Annotated in this window: 19 protein-coding genes; 12 read left to right on the top strand and 7 right to left on the bottom strand. The window is 35.6% G+C overall.

Annotated features, from left to right (window positions below; translation table 11 throughout):
- Window positions 1–36: 36 nt before the first annotated feature.
- From HBN50_RS01610 to HBN50_RS01575, 8 genes are all read left to right on the top strand, one after another.
- Window positions 37–972: a DMT family transporter gene (locus tag HBN50_RS01610; protein ID WP_273867381.1), complete on the top strand. Its 936-nt coding sequence runs from the start codon at window positions 37–39 to the stop codon at window positions 970–972.
- Between the two features lie 119 nt (window positions 973–1,091).
- Window positions 1,092–2,396 carry a PepSY-associated TM helix domain-containing protein gene (locus HBN50_RS01605; protein WP_273867380.1) on the top strand — a complete coding sequence of 435 codons (1,305 nt, stop codon included), beginning with the start codon at window positions 1,092–1,094 and terminating at the stop codon, window positions 2,394–2,396.
- Window positions 2,389–3,525, top strand: a complete 1,137-nt coding sequence (locus tag HBN50_RS01600) for an MFS transporter (RefSeq protein ID WP_273867376.1) — start codon at window positions 2,389–2,391, stop codon at window positions 3,523–3,525. The genes HBN50_RS01605 and HBN50_RS01600 overlap by 8 nt, the downstream gene beginning before the upstream one ends.
- A complete protein-coding gene (locus HBN50_RS01595; RefSeq protein WP_273867375.1) occupies window positions 3,510–5,186 on the top strand; it encodes an IucA/IucC family protein in 1,677 nt (558 codons plus the stop codon). The genes HBN50_RS01600 and HBN50_RS01595 overlap by 16 nt, the downstream gene beginning before the upstream one ends.
- Window positions 5,170–5,991, top strand: coding sequence for a GNAT family N-acetyltransferase (locus HBN50_RS01590; RefSeq protein WP_273867374.1), 822 nt, complete (start codon window positions 5,170–5,172; stop codon window positions 5,989–5,991). Before HBN50_RS01595 ends, HBN50_RS01590 begins: the two co-directional genes overlap by 17 nt.
- Window positions 5,988–7,718, top strand: a complete 1,731-nt coding sequence (locus HBN50_RS01585) for an IucA/IucC family protein (protein WP_273867373.1) — start codon at window positions 5,988–5,990, stop codon at window positions 7,716–7,718. Before HBN50_RS01590 ends, HBN50_RS01585 begins: the two co-directional genes overlap by 4 nt.
- Entirely contained in the window at window positions 7,711–8,991 is a 1,281-nt protein-coding gene (locus HBN50_RS01580; protein WP_273867372.1) for a lysine N(6)-hydroxylase/L-ornithine N(5)-oxygenase family protein, read from the top strand. Before HBN50_RS01585 ends, HBN50_RS01580 begins: the two co-directional genes overlap by 8 nt.
- A 10-nt stretch (window positions 8,992–9,001) precedes the next feature.
- Window positions 9,002–11,095: a TonB-dependent receptor gene (locus HBN50_RS01575; protein WP_273867370.1), complete on the top strand. Its 2,094-nt coding sequence runs from the start codon at window positions 9,002–9,004 to the stop codon at window positions 11,093–11,095.
- 25 nt (window positions 11,096–11,120) lie between these two features.
- On the opposite strand, the gene HBN50_RS01570 is transcribed toward HBN50_RS01575, so the two are convergent.
- Together HBN50_RS01570 and HBN50_RS01565 are read right to left on the bottom strand one after the other, a co-directional pair.
- Entirely contained in the window at window positions 11,121–11,525 is a 405-nt protein-coding gene (locus tag HBN50_RS01570; RefSeq protein ID WP_273867366.1) for a hypothetical protein, read from the bottom strand.
- Window positions 11,525–12,139, bottom strand: coding sequence for a hypothetical protein (locus HBN50_RS01565; RefSeq protein ID WP_273867364.1), 615 nt, complete (start codon window positions 12,137–12,139; stop codon window positions 11,525–11,527). Before HBN50_RS01565 ends, HBN50_RS01570 begins: the two co-directional genes overlap by 1 nt.
- Window positions 12,140–12,317: 178 nt before the next feature.
- On the opposite strand from HBN50_RS01565, the gene HBN50_RS01560 reads away from it, so the two are divergent.
- A complete protein-coding gene (locus HBN50_RS01560) occupies window positions 12,318–12,554 on the top strand; it encodes a CDGSH iron-sulfur domain-containing protein (RefSeq protein WP_273867363.1) in 237 nt (78 codons plus the stop codon).
- On the opposite strand, the gene HBN50_RS01555 is transcribed toward HBN50_RS01560, so the two are convergent.
- From HBN50_RS01555 to HBN50_RS01545, 3 genes are read right to left on the bottom strand one after another with little or no spacing between them, the layout of a single operon-like run.
- A complete protein-coding gene (locus tag HBN50_RS01555; RefSeq protein ID WP_273867362.1) occupies window positions 12,551–15,595 on the bottom strand; it encodes an SMC family ATPase in 3,045 nt (1,014 codons plus the stop codon). The two genes, HBN50_RS01560 and HBN50_RS01555, sit on opposite strands and share 4 nt — an antisense overlap.
- Window positions 15,592–16,737 (bottom strand): exonuclease SbcCD subunit D, encoded by a 1,146-nt coding sequence (locus HBN50_RS01550; protein WP_273867361.1) that lies wholly within the window; start codon window positions 16,735–16,737, stop codon window positions 15,592–15,594. The genes HBN50_RS01555 and HBN50_RS01550 overlap by 4 nt, the downstream gene beginning before the upstream one ends.
- Window positions 16,738–16,744: 7 nt before the next feature.
- Window positions 16,745–16,942 (bottom strand): hypothetical protein, encoded by a 198-nt coding sequence (locus HBN50_RS01545; RefSeq protein WP_273867359.1) that lies wholly within the window; start codon window positions 16,940–16,942, stop codon window positions 16,745–16,747.
- Between the two features lie 115 nt (window positions 16,943–17,057).
- Here HBN50_RS01545 and HBN50_RS01540 point away from each other — a divergent pair, with 115 nt between their 5' ends.
- Window positions 17,058–17,816: an MBL fold metallo-hydrolase gene (locus HBN50_RS01540; RefSeq protein ID WP_273867358.1), complete on the top strand. Its 759-nt coding sequence runs from the start codon at window positions 17,058–17,060 to the stop codon at window positions 17,814–17,816.
- Here HBN50_RS01540 and HBN50_RS01535 read toward each other — a convergent pair.
- Window positions 17,813–18,232, bottom strand: a complete 420-nt coding sequence (locus HBN50_RS01535; protein ID WP_273867356.1) for an MAPEG family protein — start codon at window positions 18,230–18,232, stop codon at window positions 17,813–17,815. The genes HBN50_RS01540 and HBN50_RS01535 overlap by 4 nt on opposite strands.
- 79 nt (window positions 18,233–18,311) lie before the next feature.
- Between HBN50_RS01535 and HBN50_RS01530 the strand changes: the two genes are divergently transcribed.
- Both HBN50_RS01530 and HBN50_RS01525 read left to right on the top strand, forming a co-directional pair.
- Window positions 18,312–18,983: an SOS response-associated peptidase family protein gene (locus HBN50_RS01530; protein WP_273867354.1), complete on the top strand. Its 672-nt coding sequence runs from the start codon at window positions 18,312–18,314 to the stop codon at window positions 18,981–18,983.
- Window positions 18,984–19,060: 77 nt separating this feature from the next.
- The gene (locus HBN50_RS01525; RefSeq protein ID WP_273867353.1) at window positions 19,061–19,912 is read left to right on the top strand and encodes a hypothetical protein; all 852 of its coding nucleotides are present in this window, start codon (window positions 19,061–19,063) and stop codon (window positions 19,910–19,912) included.
- Here the strand turns inward: HBN50_RS01525 and HBN50_RS01520 are convergent.
- Window positions 19,909–20,805 (bottom strand): JmjC domain-containing protein, encoded by an 897-nt coding sequence (locus HBN50_RS01520; protein WP_273867352.1) that lies wholly within the window; start codon window positions 20,803–20,805, stop codon window positions 19,909–19,911. The two genes, HBN50_RS01525 and HBN50_RS01520, sit on opposite strands and share 4 nt — an antisense overlap.

Raw genomic sequence — 20,805 nt, 5'->3', positions numbered from 1 at the left:
TTCTATACTGAGGGTGCTTATTGCTAGGAGCCACCTTTGAATACATCATCCCAAGAAAACGAATCCTTTATTAAGACTTATGCCCTTTTAGTTGCCGTTATGGTTTTATGGGGTGGGACGTTTATCTCAGGGAGAATGCTCGCACAAAATCACTCTGCCTTTACCATCTCATTTCTTCGCTTTTTAACGGCCAGTTTAGTTTTAAGTCCCGTACTCTTTTTCTCAAAGAAGAAGACACCTTCATATACACGCCTACAGTGGCTCAAGCTTTTCTTCTTAGGTTTGACAGGTGTATTTAGTTACAATTATTTCTTCTTTGGTGGTCTTAAATATGTTGAGGCTGGAAAGGCCTCGGTTATCATCGCAATCAATCCGACAATAACAGCTTTTCTAGCGGCGATTATTCTTAAGGAACTACTCACTCCCGGAAAAATTCTTGGAGCTCTTACCGCTTTGACAGGGGCCCTTATTGTCATCACAAAGGGAGATCTCCATACCATCACATCTGGTGGAATTGATAAGGGAGAGATACTTCTTTTTGGAGCCGTTCTTAGTTGGGTCAGCTACACTCTTCTTGGAAAAGTTGCTCTAAAAAAGTTGCGACCATTAGAGACAACAACGTTTGCCTGTATTATTGGAACAATTCTCCTCTTTCCTTTTAGTCTTAAAAATGGACTCGCTCAAAGTTTAGAAACGGCAACAATTCTCGATTGGATAAATGTCGTTTATCTTGGAGCCTTTGGAACTGGCCTTGGTTTTATTTGGTATTACGGAGGTATTCAAAAAATTGGAGCGGCCAAAGCAGCGGCCTTTATCAACCTCGTTCCTATTTTTGGAGTCTCCTTTGGTGCTTTTCTACTCGGCGAGTCAATTGAGTCATCTCTTCTTATTGGAATTGCCCTTGTTATCATTGGAATCTCTCTCGTAAATAAGAAAGTCAAGGCCAAGACTGTTAATTTAGAGGTGAATTAGTCGCATATAGATAATAATTATCTATTTTCTCAAAATTTTGTTCCATACATCAAACTTTTTATTGACCATTCAAAAGCAGCGTAATAATCATAGGTTCTAAAGGAACTTGAACGCTCTTTATGTTTAAAACAATCTATAAACTACATAAGTATTTGGGGATTTTCCTCGCTTTCCATCTCATAATTACGATGGCCACAGGTACAATTCTACTTTTTAAAGATGGCTTTTTTCTCGATGACAAAGCTCCTGTGGAACATCAGTCTGTTAAGCTCGATTCCCATCAAATTCAAAGGGCCACTGCCCAGGCTAAGCAAATGTATCCCAATGCACGACTCCTCTCTACATTTGTCGATGAATCAAATTCGGATATTTTAAAGATTCGCCTTGGAAAAGATGGAACAAAAAAGTTTCGAGGCGCAATTAAACTTGAGTACAACCTCGTTCAAGATAAGTTTATTCAATCACAAACGAAAGAAGATGATTTCTTTGACTTTATTTTAGAATTGCATCGCGATCTTTTGTTAGGAACTCTAGGCAAACTCTATATTGGTGTTCTCGGTCTTATTTTTTGTTTCATTCTATTAAGTGGACTCTATATCTACCGCCCTTTTTCAAAGAATTCTTTTCTTGGAAGTATCAGGCTAGAAAGCTTTCGCTTCTTTTTAAGTGATACTCATAAGGCCATTGGAATGTTTACCTTCTCATGGTGCTTTCTCATTGCCCTGACAGGTTCTTTTCTCGCTTTTAATAGTACACTGATAAAGACCTATCAATATTTTGAGCTCAAAGAACTTAGAGAACAATATAAAGAAGTTGATGGAACTGTAGAAGATGCTCCTCTAGCACAGATCATTGATTCAATTGATAAAAGATTTCCAAATAAAGATCTCGATTTCATCGCTTTTGCCGATACAGAATTCTCTCTTCCAATGCACTATTTAGCTTTAGTAAAAGGAAGAGGTCGATTCGAAGAAAAGCTTAGCTCTCTTGCCATCGTTCATAGAGAAAGTGGCAAGATTGAAGCCGTTAGAGAATTCCCTCTCTATCTTAAGGCCCTTTTACTTTCTGAACCTCTGCACTTTGGTGATTATGGTGGAAATGCATTAAAAATCATTTGGCTCGTTTTCTCTCTCATTTCATTTTGGCTTCCTGTAGGTGCTATTACACTTTTTTTCTTTAAGAAAAAGAAACCGGCCTACTTTCAAAGAACATCAAAAAGAAAGTTACGAGCGCGATTTAAGTGGCAGCATCGCCCTTACCTACTTACATCTGCCCTTTCACTCTTTATTTTAAGTTCAATAGCTGTACAGCTTTTCATAGAAGAGAATCTAGCACTCTATTTTTCATTCATTCTCTTTATTACGATTATATTCTTCTTTTTTATGATCAACTCAAAAGTTGAAGAGGAGCCTGAAAATGCTTAATCTCCTTACTTCACTTTTTACGTTTACTCAGCTGATCGCTCTTCTTCTCTTTCCCAATCTTAAAAATGCTCTTACTCTTGATGCTCATTATTTCGTCATCATCTTTGCCATTGGTTCCCTTTGTTTTTTAATCATGGCCCCGCATTGGTCTAAGCTTATGAATAAGATCGGTGCAAAGAAAGTTATTTTGATCGGTTGTCTTGGACTTGTCGTCTCGCAACTTCTTCTTATCCAAATACTCACTGGGAATGAAACACATATTGCCGTTTTTGCTCTTTCTCGTATTGTCTACGGTCTTTTTGTTAGTGCACTTCCACCAACATTGCAGGCATTAAGAGTTAAAGACGCCGATGAGAAAGAAATCTATAAGAAAATAGTGGGACATTCAAAGTATTTAAACCTTGGCCGAGTTATGGCGGCCCTTTCATTTACCCTATATCCTTTTAGTAAAGTTCATCTTCTCGTCTTCGCTATTACACTCGTCTTAATGAGCACTTTTCTAATGAATCAAGACTATAGACCAAAAAATACTGTAAATAGAGACGATAATCTTATTGTTATTCTCATGGGCCTTTATAAGAAAACGCCCTACCCATTTCTCACAGCTCTTATTTATACGTGCTTTATCGGCTTTATCAATTCGACACTCGCTTTTGAATTTGAAAGATTAGGATTAGAAAAATCTAGTGCGGGAGAGGCCATGGCCATAGCAGTCTTTCTCTCTACACTCATGGCACTCATTGCTCAAATTCTCTTGAAAAGAAAAGAGCTACCATCATACTATCTCAGTGCAAGTTTAATTATAGGAAGCCTCATATTCATAAGTGGCTTTAACTACTTAAATCTAGCAATGGCCTTTATCATTTTTACGCCAGGTGTGGCCCTCCTGCCAGCGACTTATACTTCTAAATTAAAAGATCAAGTTAGCTCAGATATGACAATAAAACTGGGGCTTATTAGCTCACTTCAAATTATTGGCGCAACTCTTGGATCTCTCATTGCCTCACTCTATCTGAAATATCAATTAGTCATAAATTATGGAATTCCACTCGCTTTAATGGGTTTAATGATCATGACGGTTCTTTATCTAGGTGACAAGAAAAGGGAAAATGAATGCTTAATAGTTTAGCCAATATTCATTCACTCAATCCTCTTATGAATTCACTTCTTAGAGAGATTAACAATTATGAAATAAGAGAAAATTATATTCTTTTAAATTTCGATAAAGAGTCATTTAAACTCGAGCTAGAATATGAGTCATCTCTCTACCTACATCGCTTTACAGGTAAAATCGTTAGTATCAAAGAGCAAGCAAGAGAAATTTCATTTGAAGAATTTATCAAATCCCTCTTAAAGCACTTTGAAAATGATCAACAATCAACAACTCAACTAGAGCAACGAATTCTTGAGAGTAGAGATAACATTCAAAATATAATTAAAGAAAAAGAACTCCAATACAAAAAGCTCATGGATCAATCGAGTCTAAGTTTTCTTGAAGCAGAGCAACTCCTTTTACTAGGTCACAACGCTCATCCTTGTCCCAAAAGTAAGGCCCAATTTAGCGAGAAAGATCAAAGACTCTACTCTCCAGAGTATTCAAATAAATTCCCTCTCAAGTGGTTACTTATAAAAAAAGACAAGCTCTTTAAAAATTCTGCTAGAAATTTCCAAGAGAAAAATTGGAATGAGAACTTTTTTATCAAAGATCTTCAACAAGATATTAAAAGTGGCTACTCTCCATTTCCCATGCACCCTTGGCAATTCAATATTTTCAAAGAAACTGAGTTATTTAAAAAATACTATGACGATGAAACGATTCTCGTCGTAGATGCGCTCCATCAAAACTGCCACTTTGGTGCAACAAGCTCTCTGCGATCTCTTTACAGTGAAAATTATGACTATATGTTAAAATTTTCCCTTAGCTTACAGATCACCAACTCTATAAGACACCTACAAGAAGTCGAAGTAGTACGAGGAATGGAAGTTTGCGATGTCATGGATACAAAACATGGTAGAAAGTTTTTAGAAAAGAACAAAAACTTTAAGATATTGAATGAGCCCTCTTATATGGCCATTCTTGACGGTAAAAACAAATTAAGAATCGATACAATTGTTCTCATTAGAGAAAATATTGAGACACAAGAGAATATTGAACAAGTTGTTCTCTCTACTATTAACCAGCCAAGTATTTATCAAAATAAAACGTTCTTTGATCTTAGAAAAGTAGATAAAAGAAAATGGTTTCAACTCTACTTAGAAAATATTCTAACTCCTTTTTTAAATGCAGCGATGGAATTTGGAATCCTCTATGGTGCCCATCAACAGAATATCATCGTTAATCTAAAAAATAGCTATCCAGAATCTGTTACTTTTAGAGATTGCCAAGGCACAGGATATACAGAGCTTGGCTTTGAAAAAATGAAAGACCATGTAAGTTCTCTAAAAAGAGAGAACGGTAATATCGTTAGCTACGAAATGGCAAAGACTCTCGTTGGCTATTATCTTTTTATCAACTCTACATTTTCAACAATTAGTGCTCTATCGACGACTGATCAAGAACTTGAAAGAGAGCTCATTTCTACAATGATTACTTTTTTAGAAGATTATCAAAAGAAAGAATTCGACACATTTTTAGTTGATTATTTTTTAGAAAACAAATCGGTTAAACAAAAAGGGAATTTTCTTTGCTGCTTTCAAAACATTAACGAAAACACGCAAAGTGATCCAACAAAAATATATACGAAACTTAAGAATCCATTTTTTAGGAATACAAATGAAAGAAGTCATTAATATAGATAAAGAAGAGATTGAAACAGAAGAATTTAAGGCCCTTCTTCACGCTCATTTTAAACCGTCAGTGAAGATCGTTGAGCTTAAACTCAAAAATAGAAAGATGAGTATAGAAAGAAATGACTATTTTCAAAACCCTCTCTATTGGTCTGAAAAATCTCTGAATTCCTTACTCACAACAAGCTGGGTTAAGACAGAAACGATCACTCACCCCAAAAGAACAAATGAACCTGCAGGTAAAGTGGTCTATGAACGTTTTAGCCATGAAATTGAAAAGAAAATTACCTTCAAAGTCATCGATCCAACAACTGATCTTGATATTTTTAGTGAGTGGCACAATCAAGCAAGGATCAATGAGTTCTGGGAACTTAAAGGTGAAAAAAAAGATCATCTTAAATATATTGAAACAAATTTAAAGGATGAACATACAACCCCATGTTTACTTCTCATTGATGGTAAGCCAACTGGTTACTTTGAATTCTATTGGACCAAAGAAGATCGTTTAGGTCCTATCTATGACAGTCAGAACTATGATAGAGGGTTTCATTTTCTCATTGGAGATAGAAGGTTTCTAGGTCTACGAAATACTGATGCCGTCTTAAAGAGCGTAGTTCACTATATGTTTGTTGATGATCCAAGAACACAAAGAGTTATGGCCGAGCCCCGTTCAGATAATAACAAAGTTCTAAAATACACTGAATACTTCCCTGCATGGAAAAAAATTAAAGAATTTGAATTTCCTCATAAAAAAGCTGTTCTCGTAGAATGCACTAGAGACCGACTCTTTTCAGGAGATTACCTATGAGTTTTAAACTCGCAAATAGAAATCTCATTTGTAAATCGCTCTCTGAACTCTTTTTTGAAGAGATCATTAATGATGCACTAGAAAGAGATGAACAATTCTACACTTTGCATTTAAAAAATAATTTAAAGTACAGTTTTCAAGCAAAAGAGAGTATTTGGGGCCATTTGATTATCGATGAATCAACTCTAAAAAGAAATGACGAGAAACCACTCTTAGCGAGTTCATTTTTTAAAGAGACGCAATTTCTAACTCAAATGACTGATATTACTCTTGCCAATTTTTTGGAAGAACTAAAACAGACAATTTATAGTGATACTCATTTCTTTAATAAGTCACCATCAGTTAGTGAACTTGCAAGTAAGAACTCTTTAGAGATTGAGTCCTATCTTAATGGCCATCCGAAGCTTCTATTAAACAAAGGAAGAATCGGTTGGAATCCAACAGAAATGCAACAATACTCACCAGAGGCTAACTCAAGTTTCAAACTCACACGTGTGGCCATAAAAAGAGATCTCATAACAGTCTCTCTTTCTGATACGCCTCTAGAGAAGGTCGCTCATTGTGACTTAACTGAATTTGAACAAAAAGAAATTGAGCGAAAGATTCTTGAAAAAGACCTCAATCCTCACGACTATCTCATTATTCCTGTTCATCCATGGCAATGGGAAAATAAAATCAAGACTTTCTTTTTAAAAGAAATCGAAATGAATGAAATTTTATTTCTAGGTGAATTTGGAGATCTTTACAAACCCCATATTTCTCTTAGAACACTCTCAAATCAAGATAATGAATCTCAATTCGATATCAAATTACCTATCACCATTTTAAATACCTCTTGTTATCGAGGGATATCAGATAAATTTGTCAAAACAGCTGTTGATCTAAGTGATACATTTGAAACGATTCTCGAATCTGATGATCTTTTTAAAGAGCTAAATACAAAGGCCCTCAAAGATTGTGGAGCCTTTAGCTATGTCGGACAAGACTATGAAGACATACAAGATGCTCCTTACCGCTATAGAGAAATGCTCGGTGGTTATTGGCGCCAAAGTACTAAGAGCAAATTAAAAGAGGGTCAGAAGGCCATCATGACGGGTGCCCTAAGTTATGTCGACCAATCGGGAAAAAGCTTTCTCAATCACCTCATAGAAACGAGCTCTCTTAATATTGATCAGTGGTTAACCCAATATTTCAATCATATCGTCATTCCCCTTTATCATTTACAAGCAAAGTATGGTATCGGACTTGTCGCTCATGGACAGAATACACAGATTATTCTTGAAAACAATCGTCCAATTGGTTTAATCGTTAAAGACTTTCAGGGAGATTTAAGACTCAACACTGATATGCCTGAGTTCATTAAAGCTCTTTTTAATCATGAATGCCTTAAAGTCGTTGATCATCTTCCACCACACTATATTGTTCACGACCTTCTAACTGGACATTTTGTCTCTGTTCTACGTTTTCTTTCAGCATGTCTGTTAAAAGAGTGTGCCTACCCTGAAGAGAATTTTTACTCAACTCTTGCTCATGTCATAGAACAGTACGAAAAAACTCATTTAAAGCAATCCCTTATTCCTTCATTGAATGAAGAAACAATACAGAAAGTGTTACTCAATAAAGTACGATTTTCTATTGGCTATCAAGACCAAACTCTAAGACCAAAACCAGAACTTGGTAGTCCTATGAAAAACCCTCTAAGAGCAAAAAGGAAAAAATATGTGTAATCCAATTGATTTAGCAGGTATTGGAATTGGCCCCTTTAACTTAAGCCTCGCTGCTATTAGTGAGAAGAACCAAAATCTAAAAACACATTTCTTTGATCAGAAACCAGACTTTCTGTGGCACTCAGAAATCAGTTTCAAAGACTCAGATATGCAAACATCCTTTCTAAAAGATTTAGTGACTGGGATTGATCCAACAAGCCCCTATTCTTTCTTAAACTATCTCGTGAAGAACGGACTCTTCCACTCTTTTATGAATACGGGAAGAACGGTCGTTACAAGAAAAGAATTTGAACTCTATTGCCAATGGGTCACGAGACAAATGCCACAAAAGCTTTCTTTTAACTCTAAGATTGAATCTCTCAAATATGATGGTGATTTATTTACAATCGAAACAGATAAAGAGAAATACAAAAGTAAACATATCTGTATTGGAACAGGTGTTAGCCCAAGAATTCCGGAATTTTCTAGGAAATACCTTTCAAAAAACTTCTTCCATGCAAAGTCTAAGGAAATTAGCTCACTAAACTTAGAAGGAAAGAGACTAGCAATCATTGGAGGAGGACAAACGGGAGTTGAGATCTTTAGGAATGCCCTAAAAGGCAAATGGGGCAAGGCCACAAATATCACTCTTGTAAGCTCGCGACCTAATCTAGAACCACTTGATGAATCCCCTTTTACTAATGAGTACTTTACTCCAAATTATGTCGAAAATTTTTATGATATTAAACAAGAGGTCAAAGAGAAAATAGTCAACTACCAAAGACTTTCAAGTGATGGAAATACTCCAACCTACTTACAAGACCTCTATAACGATCTCTACTTCATGCAAAATATCGAAAAATCTGAAATTAACTTTAAAATTCTTCCTTATAGAAGATTTAAAGAAGTTATTGATACGAACGATTACTATACATTGCAATTAATGAATTCATTTGATGGTAATAGTGAACTGATTAAAGCAGATATTGTCATTCTTTGCACAGGTTTTGAAAACAAGATCCCTACTCTTATTGAACCAATACAAGAGCTTATTGACTTTGACCCTTATAAGAGATTCAAGATCAACAAGGACTTTTCAATCATGTGGGATGGTCATGATAAAAATAAAATCTTCGCTCAAAACTTTTCAAGATATGGCCATGGAATTTCCGAGCCTCAAACGAGTCTCATGGCCTGGAGATCAGCAGTGATCACCAATTCAGTCTCTAATGAAGATATATATGAACTCAACAATTTTGTACCAAACTTTTTAACTTATGAAACACAACGATAAAAGGAAATCTATGAGCAAGGCAGTTATTATCCTTAGCCTTTTAACAAGTGGACTTACTCAAGCAAATGAAACGCGACTTGAGACGATTACCGTTAAAGGAAATAAAGAAAACAATAAACTTAAAGATAATGTCCAAAGTATCTCTGTATTAAAGTCTACAGATCTCGATATCGCGGGACAGAAGAATTCTTTAGAAGTACTCAATGCAAATTCGAATGTCAGTGTTAATGAAAATGGCACAAATTTTAGTATACGAGGAATCAATAACACTGGAGTCACAGGCTTTCAAAAAGACAATCTGGCCAGCGTTATTATTGATGATATCTTTCAAACAGATCTTGCACTCAAAGCGGGATCTTTCAATACTTGGGACCTCTCACAAGTAGAAGTTCATAAAGGAGCTCAATCAACTACTCAAGGAGTCAATTCTCTCGCAGGGAGTGTGAATGTCTATAGGCAAAAGGCAGAGGACTTTCAAAATTATTCGATTCGACTTGGTTATGGAAAAGATAATCACTATGAGCTAGGGGCAACCCTAAACCAAGTGGTTATTGCTAATAAAATGGCCATTCGCGGTTCCCTTTCTTATCAAAATGATGATGGGTTTATCAAAAACACAACAACAAATAATGATAAGATTTCGCAAGTAAAAAACCTAAATACGAATATTAGTACAGTCTATCAAGTTAATGATGATATCCAGCTTATTTATACAAATAAATTTTCAACAAAAACGGCGGGCAGTCAGTACGTACAAAGTTCAGACCCTTTTCTCTATGAAGTTTATGAAAATATCGAACTTGATGAAACCACTAAGACCGAGCAACACGGTTTAACTTATGAACATCAGCTCAAAAAGGACCTTAAAAACACAATGGTTTTTGCCTATTCAAAGTCTTATCAAAAACATCTCTCTGATGGAGAAGGACTTGCGACAGACGAGGCAGGGCTTAGAAAAGAGCAACATAAAGATCAATTTATGAGTTTTGAAAATCGCCTTAGTATGAGCTCTTCGAAGTTCAAAAATACGCTTGGGCTTCATGTTCATGAATTCAAACTCAACAATAGGCACGACTTTAATATCCTCTATCCAATTGGTTCAAGTTCAACACCTTTAGAAACAAACCAAGTTACAAATAGAAAGAGATTTGCGGCCTCTCTTTTTAACTCGTTCAACTATTATCACAATGACCAGATATTTAATCTTGGGGCAAGAATTGAGTATGTTAAAAATGATTACTCAACCCATGTTGATGCAAAGAGAACCCAGAATTTAGGGTCATCAATAAATACTTCGATCGACAATTATCTAAACGGAGTTAATGGTCCTTACGGTGGAGATAATGATGATGTTATTTTTCTACCAAAGCTTTCCTATATCAAAAACTTTGATCAACATTCTGTTGGAGTAGCTTACACGAAAGGTTATCGCACGAGTGGTCTTAGCATTAACCGCTCAAAGGCTAAGGCCGTCGATTACTCAGCAGAATTCACAGATAATCTCGATCTTACATATCGCTTTGAAAAAAAGGGATTGAACCTTTCATTTAATGCCTTTTACATCAAGTGGAAAGATCAACAAGTTCAAGTAAAGCTTTCTTCAGATTTCTATGATTCACAGGTTGAAAATGCTTCTTCATCTCACCTCTTTGGTGGTGAACTGGAAGCTAAATACAAGCTCTTTAACAAAGATCAACTGGCCTTAAATCTAGGATATGTTAAGACGGCCTTTGATGATTTTATTAATAATAATACGAACTATGAGAATAAAGAATTCCCAAATGCACCGAACTGGACTTCATCGTTAAGCTATCAGCACAAGTTCAATGATTCACTTACTCTTGGCCCAATAGCTCGTTATCTAAGCTCATCTTATTCTGATGCCGAAAATACGAGATCAGTTCCAGAGCAATTCTATTTGGACCTCAATGCTCAGTATTCATTAGGCTCAACTCTCATTGAAGCCTATGTTACAAATCTCTTAGACAAGAAATATCTTTTAAAAGATGGTTCACCATCGAGTTCAACATCGACTTATAAAGCAAATTATCACCAGGTCAATACTCCAAGGCAGTATGGAGTGCGTGCAACATATTACTGGTAAAAGAAAGGCCCTCAACGAGGGCCTTTTATTTTGGAAAATGTTTTTTCATATATTCATCAAAACTCATTTCTTTAACATCCTCATCCTCTTCCAACTGATAACTGTCTTTAGAGTCATCAGATTTTGAACTAAGGTTGAGTTTTAATTTTATATCCTCAGCAAGGCCTGTATCGAATGCTTTAATCTTCTTTGGAGCTTTTTCTGGTGCAACGACTGTCTTTATGAGCGCAGGCTCCTCTGTTATATAGACGAGATAGCCTTGAAACTTAACAACAATATCACCTTCGTAAGTATCTTCGTAACTGCCCTTTGAAAGGATCTCTTTGAGTTTAGAGTCTGTGACAGCTCGCTCTTTTTGGCGACTCTTTGCATGATAGGTTTTGATTAACCCTAGAATTTTCTTTTTATTATACTGCCTCTTATTGATCATTATTGTAATCGATATGGCATCTTGGTTTTAGGGTCAATTGCGGCACTTTTTGAGAAGATTTCATGGTCTCTCTTACCATCAACATAGAGAAAAACATTTACTTGAGAATTCCCTACAGCTTTATAGAAAAATGAAAACTCTTTCATTTCATATTGGTTAGAAAAATCAGAAAGATCAAATGAACGATCTCCCTCTTGATAAAAATAATCAGTTCCAAGATCAAATTGGATTGCTCTATGAAATTGATTTGCCCACCCAATTGCGTAAAGAGAACTTTTAAATTCAAGTTTGAGATTCGAATAGCATCCTTTAGTAGGCTTAAAAATTCCTGTAACTTCCATAGACTTTGTCTGTTCAAGACTTAGAGTCACTTTTTTAAACTGAGAATCTAATGGTTCTGTCGAAACATTCAATGAATGATCTTCATATGTCGCTTCATATTCCGAAGAATCACTAAAAACAATTTTTTCATAGCGACAAGACATCTTCACAGAACCTTGAACATCGAGATCTTTTTGAACAACGAACTCAATTTCAAATGGGCGCACTGTTGTAGATGCTGCAAATGCAGAAAAGGATAATAAAGTAAGAATTGTTGGTAGAATGATTCTCATATAAGCTCCTTAGTAATGCTTATCTATCGAAATCCTGAACTTCTGTCACTAAATTTGAAAAGTGTTCCCAAATCACCGCGATCTAAACATCTGAAATCACGACACAACAGTACTTCAAAAGCTAGAATTAGGCCATATTCACAAGCAAAGAGGCGCATAATTAGATGAGGAGGCCCTCATGAAAGAAGACAATTTTTCACGACCAATAACAGTCGAATTAGAAGAAGGGAAAACCTACTTTTGGTGTAAATGTAAGCTCTCAAAGAAGCAGCCATTCTGTGATGGCTCACATAAGGGGACAGACTTTTCACCGATAAAATTCGTAGCACAGAAATCTGGGAGCTTCAGTCTTTGCATGTGCAAAAAAACGATGAATGCTCCCTTTTGTGATGGATCACACAAGAGTGAAGATTAAAAGCTAACAACCTCTACCTGGCTTCCTTCTTTACTTGCTTTTACATCAATTCTCTTGGACATTTGTTCCTTGAGACTTTCAACGTGAGAGATTAGACCAATCATACGTCCACTTGATTGAAGATCAATTAATGTTCTTAAGGCCAAGTCTAAAGACTCAGGGTCGAGCGAGCCAAAACCTTCATCAATGAAAAGAGTATCTAGCTTTATTCCACCAGAGTAAGCTTGCACGACATCGGAAAGTCCTAAGGCCAAGGCCAAGGCGGCCATAAAACTCTCCCCACCAGAGAGAGTTGATACCGATCGCATCCTACCGGTATGCATATCATTAATTTCAATTTCTAGCCCAGAGGCCTTATTTCCTTTAGCTCGATCAAGTTTACGAATAAGTTCATAACGCCCCTTACTCATGAGCTTTAAGCGATGTGATCCCTCAAGAAGGACATCATCTAAGAGAACAGATAGAACAAATCGTTGGAGAGAAATCTTATTTCCCACCCTCCCATTAGCAACATCAGCTAAAGTTCCAATTACTTTATACTCATGCTCTAAACTATCAAGTGTCTTTAAATTTCCTTCTAACTTCTTAAGGCCATCAGTCAAAGAGTCAAAACGTCGTTTCGTTTCACTCCATAAATCAAAGCTCTTAATACTCGCCTCTTCTAAAGCAGAAAGTTTAGCTTCGAGAGAACCTAGATCAGGTTTTTCTTTCCCCTTGATCTCTTCTTCTAGACGAACCTTACTCGATTCTAAAAGCTTTAATTGTGTCTTATAGGACTGAACATCAGATCTTAGCTGTTCTAGCATCGATTTCTTATTTAATGTTTCACTAAAGTGATTTTCACTTTCAAAAGTACTCTTTGAAAATTTCGAAAGCCAAGTCTCTTTTGCTTCTTTCAATTGTGCTCTAGTTTTTTGTAACTCTTGCTCGCGCAATGTGCGATTTTCAAGAGCTTTAGCATAGTTCACATTGATTTCCTGGGCCTCTTTTTCTAAATGAATAAGATCATTCTTCTTTCGATCAAGTAAGGACTTAACTTCTAATCCCTTCTCTTTAATAGATTCAAGTCCATCGTATTCGCTTGGAATTTTTTCCTTCTTGTCATCTATTCCTTTATTCAATAATTCAATTTCACTTGCTAATTTTGATTCTTTAATAACAATCGTTTCTCTTTCTTTTTGTAGCGCTTCTTTTTTAAGAGAAAGAGCCTCTAAATCACTTTGCAGTTTCTTGGATTTTATCTCAAATTCATCAAATTCAGTGAGTCGACTTTTAATATCGTTCATTTGTTCTTGATATTCTTCTATACTAAGTGCGCCAAGAAGATCTTGCTGAGCTTTCCTTTCATTTGAAAGCCCTTCAATCTCACTTCTAAGAACACTCGCCTGAGTTTCCAAGCGAGCTAGATTTGCAAGCTCTTTTTGTAATATGCGCTCACACTCCTGCATCTCACTTTCACTAGGAACTTGCTCTTCGATAATTGCTGGTGCAGGATGATCTTTAGAACCACATACAGGACAAGGAGTGTTCTCTTCTAAATCTTTTGCTAAAAGTGACGCTTGAGCTCTATGCCATTTAAGTTGTAACTCTTTTAAAAGTTTCGTCGCCTTATCAACACATTCTTTTTGTAAGAGCGTTTCATTTTTATTTTTTGCAAGTTGATCATTTTTATTTTGTATCTCTTTATTAAGGAGATTCACTTTTTCAAAAATAGACTTCTTTTCTTTTAAAGAAAATTCATGTTTTAAAAGATCTTCTTTTTTATTTGCTTCAAAATATGCGCTATGATTTTTCTTTTGTTCATTAAGATCTTCAAACTGAATAATTAGATTGGAGTTTTTCTCATTATCCTTTTCAAGAGCATTCAGTAATTTATCCCGTTCCTTCGTCTTAACTTCGACTTCATTACTCTCTTTAATTATTGAAAGCTGAAGTTCATAGTAACGGGCAAGAGTCTCTCTTTTCGCACTTAAGGCTTCAACTTCTTTTTCAAGTAATTCTTTATTATCGTATTGCTTAGAAAATTCTTCTTTTTTTACAGCAAGTTCTCCAAAAAGATGAGAAATTTCTTCAAATAAAAGGAGGTCCTTAGAGGACTTATTTTCTAAATTAATATAACTAGTATAATCAGATGATAATTCAAGGGCCTGTTCAATCTCTTTAATAGTTGCTTGGTCTTGAGTGATTGTTTCTTTTTTAAGTTGAAGATTTTTTAATTCAATTTCTGTTTTAGAAAGATCTGTAATATTCTTATCGAGAGCTAATGCGCTTTGATAATCTTTTTCACATTGTTTAAATTCATCTTTCTGTTTTTCTTTCTCTTTAAATAAAATTTCAAGCTCTGGAGCGAGATCTTTTGTGAGCTTTTGTAACTCATCAAGATTCTCAACAGAAAGAGTCTCTAAACTACCAACAATCTTATTTTCAAACTCTTTTCTCTTAACTCGGATATCTTTTGCTTTGAAATCTAAATCTTTTTCAATCTTTGAATAAAAATATGTTTGAAATAATTTTGAGAAGATCTGCTCTCTATCTTTTGAATCAGCGATGAGAAGTTCTCTAAACTTTCCTTGTGGAAGAACCATTACTTGTCGAAACTGGACGACGCTAAGTCCCGTTAGATCTTCAATGAACTGACTAACTTCTTTAGTTCTATTTGCGATTAACTTCTTTTCTCGACCAATCTCATATAGAGCTGCGTCTGAAGATTTCTTAGTAAAGCCATCACCTCTTTTCTTTTGAACTTCTTGCTCAGGCTTTCTCTCAACAAGGTAGGTCGTTTGGCCTAGCGTGAATGTTAAATTCACATAGGTTTCAACTTTTGGATCACTAAGGTGGCAACGCATTTCTCGAACATCGCGCTCAACGCCTGTCGCAGAACCATAAAGAGCGAAGCAAATAGCATCGAGAATAGTCGTTTTTCCAGAACCTGTTTGCCCATTAATGAGAAATAATGGGTTCTCTCCTAATTTTTGAAAATTAACAATCTGCGTATCTTTGAAAGGTCCAAAAGCACACATTTCTAATTGGATTGGTCTCACTCTCGAGTCTCCCCATGAAGTGCGTTAATAACACTTTCCATATATTCTTGCTGCTGCTTATTCATTTTTTCATCGAGTACTTGTTCAAAGAAATCTTGAAACATTGAGAATTCACTTTTTTTCAAATTCTCTTTTCTAAGCTCTATATTGTGATCTGAAGACAATGATGGGCGCTCAAGATGTAACGTATTTGGATATACGGCCCTTAGTTTAGCCATTAAGTCTAAAATGGCATGTTTATCGAGAATTCTCGCCATAATATAGTCATCTCTATGCTGATCACTTTTAGCAGCTTCTAAAATATCATTTAATTCACCTTCAATCACACGTAGATCACGAAGTGGGCTAAGTTCGATTTGCTCAAATTCAATTGAGCCATCTTCTTTAAGATCAACGAGAGTGACACTCTTCCTATGTTTTGTTTCTGAAAACGAATATTTAAGCGGTGTTCCGCTGTAACGAATATTTTCCTTTCCCTTAAACTGTCTTCCGTGTAAATGACCCAAGGCCGTATAATTAAAGCTTTCAAAGTGTTTATAAGAGACTCTATCTGCACCACCAATAGAAAGTGGTCTTTCAGACTCACATTCTTCAGCTCCGTCGATAAAACAGTGAGATAGAACAACAGTCCTCTCCTGTTTTCTCTTTGAATAGTCATCTTTAACCAAAGAGACTAAGTGACCCATGGCCTCATCGTGATTTTTGAAATCAACATTGTATTTATCTCGAACTTGGACAGGATCTGCGTAAGGAAGTCCATAGAAGAAAACTTCTCCAAATTCATCGCTTATAATAGTTGGCGTAATATTTTCTTGGAGTGGTCCAACAATATGAAGGCCACTATTTTTCATTTGATTTGAGCCAAAGCCTAACCTTTCTGGTCCATCATGATTGCCAGAAATCAAGATGACAGGAATATTTAATTCGCTCTTTACTTTCGTCAGAAATTGATCAAGAAGCTCGACTGCATTTGCAGGAGGAACAGAACGATCGTAAATATCACCAGCAATAAGAAGAACCTCTACACTCTTATTCTTACAAAGATTAAATATTTCATTTAAAATATGTCTTTGATCTTCAAGTAAGGAAATACCATGAAGCTGGCGTCCAATGTGCCAGTCAGATGTATGCAATATTTTCACTTAGCACCTATTGTAACTTACAGCGTAAATAAAATTTTAATTTATCAAAACCTTCTACTCCAAACCACTCTACATATTGACAGTAGATAGTTCTATGAAGATCAGTTTCTTGGTACGAATGATAAAGTTGTTCCCCAACAGGTGTTGAGAAAAAGGGAACAGAAATTAAAAAAGTCACTACTAATGTGAGAATAATTTTAATCATAAAACGTCCTTTTTTGAGATTAAATTATACTCTCCATGGACACACTCTGTAAAAGAGTTGAAACCGAACACTACGACTATTGGCAAGATTTCAGACATTAAGTTATAGTAAGAGAGTGAAAATTCATCATCTTAAAGGATATATTCAGTCAATCTATCTCGTTGAGAAAGACAATCAATTGGCCCTTCTCGATGGCTGCTCGCGTGCAGACATCGAAACAATTGAAAGCTTTATCAAAAATGATCTCAAACTCAGCCTTGATTGCTTAAAACTAGTTGTAGTGACCCATATGCACCCAGATCATGCGGGAGCAGCTTCTTTCTTAAAAAGCAAGTGGGGCTGTCACATTGCAGCTCACCCAAAAGTTAATTCTTGGTACAAGGGTTTTCTAGGACATTTAAAATATGAGATTGACCTCTTTCTCACTCATTATGTCGCTAAGAAAATGAAAAAACAAAAACGCCCCATTCGTTTTCCTAAGAAAATCAGCATAGACTTTCATTTAAGTGATGGTGATCAACTTCCCTTTTTCCCTGACTGGAAAGCTCTCTTTTGCCCAGGTCACACCGATTGTGACTTGACCCTTTGGCATGAAAAATCAAAAACGGCTTATATTGCAGATAATATAATTAAGATTCGAAAAAAAATCGTTTCACCCTATCCTGTCAATTATCCTGATATTTATAGAGATTCACTCCGTCGTTATCTCAAATTAGAAATAGAGAATTACCTTCTCGCCCATGGAGGTGAAGCGAAGATAGGCACGAGCGAAATCGAGAAATTTATTCTAAATGCTCCAAGAGAAGCAGTAAACCACCGTCAAGTCGTTAAACGAGTGTTCAAGAATTTTGAAAAGCACAATTACTTTGGTTAAAAGAAGAGTTCCTTAATAGGCAATACAATCGCTAATATAGAAAGACCAATCATCGAAAAAATTGTCAACTTCATACCCATAATACGCTTTTTTAAAATTAATTCTCTTTGCTGACTCAACTGTTCATCATTTTCTTTTAGTCCTTGAAAATGTAAACAACGTCCAATGAAAATGGCCAATCCAAATGGAATAACTAACCACCCTGGCGCTTTTCCAACAACTTCTACAAAATACATAAGTAAAATGAGTATTGGAACATAAGCAACAAAATTAGAATGTGAAGCAATGGCCCCTGCGATCTGTGAATTCTCACCAGGACCGTAAAGGACTTGATATTGCTTTCTTTTTGCAATCACATACAAAGTAATTCTAATATAAAGTAAAGTTAAAAAACCCATAAAGATTGATGTAATCATTTTATCTCCAATATTTATTAAATTGTCTCAATCAACCAATCAACGGTCAACTAGTGTATAATGAGTAAAAGGATGGATTATGTGTTTCTCATTCACTTCGCCTCAAGATATAAAAAAGCTCTCTAAACTCATGAATGCTCACATGAGTGATAAGACTTTTGAAATTTTATCTCGCTTAGAAGAAAGAAAGTTCACAAACCACTATGCTCCCTCAATAATTTGGAGAAATGATCAAAGGGAAATTGTTCCTCTTCGCTTTAATCTTCTCCCAAATTTCTCAAAAGAAAATCGTTACACAATGATTGATCATCAAACAGGACGAAAAAAAGAAATTAAAACTTACAATGCAAAAATAGAAACAATAGAAAAAAGAAAAACATATAAAAATCTCTTTGGTAAATTTCATTGCATTGTCCCTATCCTTTCATTTTACGAATGGGTACAAAAAGAGGGGCAAAAGAAAAGAGAAGGTCATTTCTCATTAGAGAATCAGCAAGAACTTCTCTTTGCAGCAGGAATCTGGGATCATTGGATTAATCCACAAGATCCTAATGAGATCATTAATAGCTTTTCCCTTCTTACAAAAGATGCTCGTAGAGAAGTTCGCGAAGCAGGACACCATCGCAGCCCTATACTTCTAAATGAAATAGCTATTAATAATTGGCTAACACCACGATTTAAAAGAAAAGCTGAATTATACAAAATTCTTGAAGATGAAATGCCTAAAGAATTAATTTTTACAGAGATTTAATTCCTTAATACATGATCTATCTTTCAGATTGTAAAAAAAAATTGATAATTGCATCCCCCTAATAGTATTCTTTTTCTATGCTTCGCAACGCAATTATCCCATTCATTTTTTTTCTTACAGGAGTAATTGCTAACTCAAGTACCCTTGCAAAAGATCAAGTTATTACTTGGATGACCTTTGACTATCCCCCAATTTATCAGAGCAATCATAAAGGGTTTGGAGATATCGTTTTAAAGCAATTTAAACAATGTCTTGAAGGCTATAAGCATGTAGAACTGGGTCAGAGTAGCTTTCCAAGAATTTTTAAGTTTCTCGACAGTAAGAAGAGTATCTACTGTCTCCCCGCCCTTGGAACAGAGCCTAAAGTTCATCCAGACAAACATATCTCAAAACTTGTTTTTACGATTCCTAATGCTTTTATTGTTATTCGAAAAGAAGATGAAGCGAAGTTTAAAGGAAAGAATAACAAGGTATCACTTGAAACTCTCTTTCGAAAAACATCTCTTATTGGAGGTATGGTCGAAAAGGGTACTTATGGTGAACAAGTCAATGAGTTGATTAAAAAATATGAAAATCGTGTTCTAAAAAGAAATGCCGTTGATCCCGTTGGTTTTTATAAGATGCTTCACCAAAAGAGATTTGACTTCTTTTTCGAATATCCAGTGAGCTTTATTCATCACGTGAGAAATCTATCGGTAACAGAAAGAAATGAATTTAGCTATCTTCTTCTAAGGGAAAATACTGAAATGGGACCAATTAAAGCCTATGCTCTTTGTTCCGCTCAATCTAGTGATGTTATAGAAAAAATAAATAAATGCCTAAGTGATCCCTTGGTACAAAAATCCTATGTTGAATCCCTTGTGGATGAATTACCACTAGATTTACAGAAAAAATATCGAAATTTGAATTTTCAAAAAATCGGAATTTAATTTCCTTCAGTAACACCAAGAATCTGAGCGGCTTGCCAGTGTGTAAACTCACTCTTAAATTCATCAAGTAACTCATCAAATTTTTTCTCGGCTTCGCTGGAAGTGTTCAAATCATCAAAGCCAATAGCACTTTCACGCCATTTAGGATCACCACTCAAACGACCTCTAATAGCAGCACCAAAAAGATCAATCCAAGTAGGTACTGTATAAGTGAAATTGAGGGCCAACGCATCTTCTTCCCCGCTCGTCTTGTGCCAACAACCTCTGGGAAGAAAAAGAAAGCTTCCCGCTTCTAAGAGGATCTCTTGTGCATCTTCAGGCATTTTTTCAGGTAGAGGTGCTTCTTGATAAGAGGCTAACTCTGGATCTAATTCTTGATGAAGCGTGTGTCTAGTGAGTGGATTAATAAATGTTTCATTTTGAGCAATCCACCATCTCTTTTTTCCCTTTAATTGAAAAATAAGATTAATATTTTGATCAAAGTGAGTTGCAGTTCCTCCACCTTCAGGTGTCGCATATACCAAAGCACGAGCAAAAGATTGCTTGGAAAAACCAAGCGCCATCATAAAAGCAAAGAGTAATTCGTTATACTCATCATCATATCTTTCAATATGATTAAAAAGTAGGCCCATTTTATTGAGATACATTTTATAAGCGTCTGTTGAATTGACTTCTAGAGTACTAATTTCATCAGAAGCATCTGGAAGGTGTACATCAACCTTTGCTGGCCATTGATTGATCAAAGAAGGCAAAGACTGAAGATGTGCCTTTTTAGAGAGAACATCATGAATGAAAGAAAGATTATGGGCCACAAATGGCCTATTCACTTTCAAGGCTTCTTTAAGCTCTTTTACTTGGTTTAGTTCAAAAATAGATTCAAGTATTGTACTCAT

Source organism: Halobacteriovorax sp. GB3, from assembly GCF_028649655.1.
In the GTDB taxonomy this organism is placed as follows: Bacteria; Bdellovibrionota; Bacteriovoracia; order Bacteriovoracales; family Bacteriovoracaceae; genus BSW11-IV.
Note: the sequence above shows the minus strand (reverse complement) of the source record. Positions and strands in the feature narration are given on the sequence as shown.

Bases quoted from the DNA above. Each gene is read 5' to 3' on its own strand.
- HBN50_RS01565 (WP_273867364.1), bottom strand. From the start codon at position 12,139: ATGAGAATCATTCTACCAACAATTCTTACTTTATTATCCTTTTCTGCA.
- HBN50_RS01600 (WP_273867376.1), top strand. From the start codon at position 2,389: ATGCTTAATCTCCTTACTTCACTTTTTACGTTTACTCAGCTGATCGCT.
- HBN50_RS01580 (WP_273867372.1), top strand. From the start codon at position 7,711: ATGTGTAATCCAATTGATTTAGCAGGTATTGGAATTGGCCCCTTTAAC.
- HBN50_RS01585 (WP_273867373.1), top strand. From the start codon at position 5,988: ATGAGTTTTAAACTCGCAAATAGAAATCTCATTTGTAAATCGCTCTCT.
- HBN50_RS01520 (WP_273867352.1), bottom strand. From the start codon at position 20,805: ATGAGTACAATACTTGAATCTATTTTTGAACTAAACCAAGTAAAAGAG.
- HBN50_RS01525 (WP_273867353.1), top strand. From the start codon at position 19,061: ATGCTTCGCAACGCAATTATCCCATTCATTTTTTTTCTTACAGGAGTA.
- HBN50_RS01570 (WP_273867366.1), bottom strand. From the start codon at position 11,525: ATGATCAATAAGAGGCAGTATAATAAAAAGAAAATTCTAGGGTTAATC.
- HBN50_RS01605 (WP_273867380.1), top strand. From the start codon at position 1,092: ATGTTTAAAACAATCTATAAACTACATAAGTATTTGGGGATTTTCCTC.
- HBN50_RS01535 (WP_273867356.1), bottom strand. From the start codon at position 18,232: ATGATTACATCAATCTTTATGGGTTTTTTAACTTTACTTTATATTAGA.
- HBN50_RS01575 (WP_273867370.1), top strand. From the start codon at position 9,002: ATGAGCAAGGCAGTTATTATCCTTAGCCTTTTAACAAGTGGACTTACT.
- HBN50_RS01530 (WP_273867354.1), top strand. From the start codon at position 18,312: ATGTGTTTCTCATTCACTTCGCCTCAAGATATAAAAAAGCTCTCTAAA.
- HBN50_RS01560 (WP_273867363.1), top strand. From the start codon at position 12,318: ATGAAAGAAGACAATTTTTCACGACCAATAACAGTCGAATTAGAAGAA.
- HBN50_RS01545 (WP_273867359.1), bottom strand. From the start codon at position 16,942: ATGATTAAAATTATTCTCACATTAGTAGTGACTTTTTTAATTTCTGTT.
- HBN50_RS01595 (WP_273867375.1), top strand. From the start codon at position 3,510: ATGCTTAATAGTTTAGCCAATATTCATTCACTCAATCCTCTTATGAAT.
- HBN50_RS01590 (WP_273867374.1), top strand. From the start codon at position 5,170: ATGAAAGAAGTCATTAATATAGATAAAGAAGAGATTGAAACAGAAGAA.